The organism is Staphylococcus microti (genome assembly GCF_000934465.1).
Classification (GTDB): domain Bacteria; phylum Bacillota; class Bacilli; order Staphylococcales; family Staphylococcaceae; genus Staphylococcus; species Staphylococcus microti.
The window spans coordinates 1-225 of sequence record NZ_JXWY01000176.1 but is presented as its reverse complement, the minus strand read 5'-3'; the positions used below and the strand labels follow the sequence as shown (position 1 = coordinate 225).

The following is a 225-nucleotide window of genomic DNA, read 5'->3' as shown; positions in this document are numbered from 1 at the left end:
ATTGTAATTGCGTCACAAAACGAGACCAAGAGACATCAGAAATACTTTTTGCCAATTTATGATTACGTAACATACCTTTTGTGTTTAAGTCTTCAATACAGATGACATCGTGATTTTTGATAATTTCTGTACTTAACTTATTCAAGAAATCAGTACGTTGATTCATTATCTTTTCATGTAATCGCGCTACTTTTCGTTTTTGTTTTTGATAGTTCTTTGCTTCAA

The 225-nt window shown here is 30.7% G+C and carries 1 protein-coding gene; it reads right to left on the bottom strand.

Annotated features, from left to right (window positions below):
* Window positions 1–225 (bottom strand): transposase (locus tag TP70_RS11675; protein WP_044361810.1); only part of this gene is annotated, 225 nt, incomplete at both ends.